Below are 3,663 nucleotides of genomic sequence, written 5' to 3'. Positions count from 1 at the left end.
TTTTTACCTTTGAATACGCGGTTAGGTGCAACAGGTCCCATAGAACCTGGACGACGGTGGTAACGAGAACCGTGAGCCATTGGTCCACGTGATTGTCCGTGGCGTTTGATAACACCTTGGAAACCTTTACCTTTAGAAGTACCAGTTACGTCAACAACGTCTCCAGCTGCGAATGTTTCAACTGTGATTTCAGCACCAACTTCCAAGCCTTCAACGTTTTTGAATTCACGAATGAAGCGCTTAGGAGCCGTGTTAGCTTTCGCTACATGTCCTTTAGCAGGTTTGTTGCTCAATACTTCGCGTTTGTCATCGAAACCAACTTGGATAGCGTTGTATCCGTCTGTTTCAACAGTTTTAACTTGAAGAACAACGTTTGGAGTTGCTTCAATAACTGTTACAGGGATCAATTCGCCAGCTTCAGTGAAGATTTGAGTCATTCCCACTTTTTTCCCTAAGATTCCTTTTGTCATGAGAAAATAGTTCCTTTTCTATATTTTTTATTCAAAAAGTTTTTAACGAGCGTTTTTTATGCTCAAGGTATCAAGCTTTAGATTAAAGTTTGATTTCTACGTTTACACCACTTGGAAGATCCAATTTCATCAACGCATCAACTGTTTTTTGAGTTGGGTTAACGATATCGATCAAACGTTTGTGTGTACGCATTTCAAATTGTTCGCGAGAGTCTTTGTATTTGTGAGTCGCACGAATGATTGTGTAGAGGCTACGTTCAGTTGGAAGTGGGATTGGACCCGCAACTTGTGCACCTGTACGAGTAGCTGATTCTACGATTTTTGCAGCCGCTGTATCAAGCGTACGGTGTTCGTAAGCTTTCAAACGGATACGGATTTTTTTGTTTGCCATCTTTTTCTCCTTTTCGTCTATTTAAGATAATAGGCTAGCTCCACAAGAAAACCGACGCGCGTTGCGTGGCAATGCAACCGAGCGTGTCGCAACCTCTTGCATCAAAGCTAAGGCTGTAATTTACAGCACCATAATAGAATAACACAAAGCCCCTGCGATTGCAAGGGATTTGTGAGCTTTTTTTCGTTTTTTTAGGTTGAAACTGTTTTCTCTTTTCATTTTTCCAAGATTGAGGATTTATATCTATAAAAAACCGTCTTTTCTTCTATATATAATGTGTGTCATTTTGACCTTGAATATATCTTCTGATTGATCTACTAAAATGTCCGCTTTAGACTCGGTTTCTCTATAGTATCGCAGATACTGCTCCCGTCTCATCTGATGGCTAGCTAATACAAAAGATGCATCGCGATTTCTCATAGTCGTATCTCGAGTTAAGCGCCTCTTTAATTCGGTCTCCTCATCCGTGTAGAAACAGATGGTTTTGTCAAAGAGTTCCTTGGGAAGAAAACCCACGGACATCCCTTCAACAATAAGAATTGGCTTTCCTCCAGACAAGACCTCGCTAGCCTTCCAAGATTCATCAATCGTCAAGATGTCCATGCCTGCCTGCAAGGCGAGAATATCTCTCTGTAAACTTGCTAGTTCATGCGCCACTGGCAGACAAGCCGTCACCTTTTGATCTGGCGCTTGCTTTGGTACTACCAGGTGACGTTCTGAGGTGATATAAGGATCTGTTTCTAGTAAATTTACTGTAGTAGAATCTAGAGCTTGATGTAATTCCTGAGCGAAGGTTGACTTGCCCGAAGCCCCATGACCGTAGATCCCTAGCGTCCTAATTCTTCCCGTTTCGATCTCTGAAACCAGTTGTTCTATCAGGTCTTTTTTCTTCATTCTCTCTTCACCTGTTCATAGCTTTCTTTTCCGTCATTAAGCTTGTCCCAAATCACCACTTGCCCACTTTTGAGGGATTTTTGCACATCGATAATCCGTTGATTGGACGAACCTCTAAACTGGAGCATAAGATTGCGTTTGCTTTTATCATACCGTCCATCGACAAGGATGTCAATCAATGATAAGAGTTCCAGTTTATCTGGAGTCTCCAGCATCATTTCTTCCCAAGTGTAGCCCGTCCAGGACCAGATGTCTTTGTCTGGCAATTCCTTTCGAATGCGCTTAACGAGCGGCAAGAGGATACCTGTATTGAGAAATGGTTCTCCTCCCAGCAAGGTCAATCCTTGAACATAGGGTTGGGCAAGGTCTTCCATGATTTGTTCTTCTAATTTTGCCGTATAGGGAATGCCTGCGTTGAAAGACCAAGTCGCAACATTATAGCACCCCTCGCAGTGAAACATGCAACCTGATACATAGAGAGAGTTGCGCACACCTTCTCCATCGACAAAGTTAAAGGCCTTATAATCAATGATCCGCCCTTTGCTAAGTTCCTCACTTTTCCATTCACCTGGTTTTGGTGTATTCCATGTCATCCTTTTACTCCAAATCTATCCAGTAACGTTCTACGCCATTGCGAACATCCTCAAACACCCCGCCGTTTGCCACAATCACCGCCCTACTAGCAGGATTTTCCGTACTACAGGTCACAAGTGCTTTTTTGATGTTCTTCTCCTTGGCAACTTGCAGGCCTTGTCTGAGGGCTTCTTTGGCATAACCCTTACCTCTTTCAGAGGGGCGGATGGAATAGCCGATATGGCCCCCATTTTCTAGTAAGTAGTCATTTAATCGGAGACGAAGGTTGAGAAAGCCAAGAGCCTGGCCTGCTACGTCAAAACTAACCAGCTGGATAGCAGGAACCCAGTTTTCAGGAATATTGAATCCCGCTTCCGCTTGAAGATTTTCTTCTAGCCACTCTTCATAAACAAAATTGTTGGCGTTCCAAAACCCACCATCATGAGGGGACTGTGCTTGTTCAAACTCTGCCATCATCTCTAAAACTGTTTCTTTATCTGCCAATATCGGTCTGCGTAGTTCCATATTCCCCTCCCACCTAAGAGAAAAGTGAGAGCAGACTCTCACTTTTATTTTTTCTTGTTCTTGTTTAAAAACTGTTCTCTGAGGTTGAGCAAGCGTTCTTTTTTACCTGTTCCACCTTTCGAGTGTTTCTCGTGATAACGGGTCACTTGTGCGCGTCCCTTATCGTCTAATTGGTATTTCCCCATTCCATTTCCTTCTAATTTGTTACTTCATGTCCTGCTGTTTTAATAGTTGAACCGTTCATGTGTTTGACACGCGCAGCGATTTCCTTGTGGCGTCCGTTAACCATCGGACGTGCTTGAGGATTTCCCAGATAACCACACGTACGTTTGACCACATCTACTGTTTTAGGGTCGCTATTGCCACAGTTGGGACAAGCAAATCCTCTCTCAGTTGGTTCAAAATCCCCTTCAAAGTCGCACTTGTAGCAACGATCAATCGGAGTATTGGTCCCTAGATAACCGACACGGTCATAGGCATAGTCCCAAACAGCTTCCAAGGCTTTAGGATTTTGTTGAAGAACTGGATACTCACAATAATGGATGAAACCACCTGACGCACCTGCTTCTGGATAAACTTTCTCAAAGTCTAATTTTTCAAACGGTGTTGGATTTTTCCGGACATCGTAGTGGAACGAGTTGGTGTAGTATTCCTTATCCGTGATGTCAGGAATAGAGCCGAACTTCTCTGTATCCAAACGACAAAAACGGTCCGTCAAACTTTCGGATGGTGTTGAGTAGATAGAGAAATGGTAATCATATTGATCTGACCACTCTTCCACACGTCGTTTCATATCACGAATGATGTCAA

Annotated in this window: 7 protein-coding genes; all 7 read right to left on the bottom strand. The window is 43.2% G+C overall.

All coding sequences use genetic code 11. The annotated features are described in order from the left end of the window. Window positions 1–470 (bottom strand): 50S ribosomal protein L3 (rplC, locus tag GMD4S_RS07425; protein WP_000160195.1); only part of this gene is annotated, 470 nt, incomplete at its 3' end. A gap of 82 nt (window positions 471–552) precedes the next feature. Then, window positions 553–861: a 30S ribosomal protein S10 gene (rpsJ, locus tag GMD4S_RS07420; protein WP_001284513.1), complete on the bottom strand. Its 309-nt coding sequence runs from the start codon at window positions 859–861 to the stop codon at window positions 553–555. A 243-nt stretch (window positions 862–1,104) separates the two neighbouring features. Beyond that, a complete protein-coding gene (locus tag GMD4S_RS07415) occupies window positions 1,105–1,755 on the bottom strand; it encodes a uridine kinase family protein (RefSeq protein WP_000725971.1) in 651 nt (216 codons plus the stop codon). Continuing rightward, the gene (nrdG, locus tag GMD4S_RS07410; protein ID WP_000220162.1) at window positions 1,752–2,348 is read right to left on the bottom strand and encodes an anaerobic ribonucleoside-triphosphate reductase activating protein; all 597 of its coding nucleotides are present in this window, start codon (window positions 2,346–2,348) and stop codon (window positions 1,752–1,754) included. The genes GMD4S_RS07415 and nrdG overlap by 4 nt, the downstream gene beginning before the upstream one ends. Before the next feature lie 4 nt (window positions 2,349–2,352). Beyond that, window positions 2,353–2,853, bottom strand: coding sequence for a GNAT family N-acetyltransferase (locus tag GMD4S_RS07405; protein ID WP_000423392.1), 501 nt, complete (start codon window positions 2,851–2,853; stop codon window positions 2,353–2,355). Window positions 2,854–2,897: 44 nt separating this feature from the next. Beyond that, window positions 2,898–3,038, bottom strand: coding sequence for a hypothetical protein (locus tag GMD4S_RS07400; protein WP_000521625.1), 141 nt, complete (start codon window positions 3,036–3,038; stop codon window positions 2,898–2,900). Between the two features lie 11 nt (window positions 3,039–3,049). After that, window positions 3,050–3,663: anaerobic ribonucleoside-triphosphate reductase (gene nrdD / locus GMD4S_RS07395; protein WP_000001437.1), on the bottom strand; the 614-nt coding region annotated here is incomplete at its 5' end.

It is taken from the genome of Streptococcus sp. GMD4S, from assembly GCF_000296955.1.
This window is presented reverse-complemented; position numbering and strand designations above follow the sequence as displayed.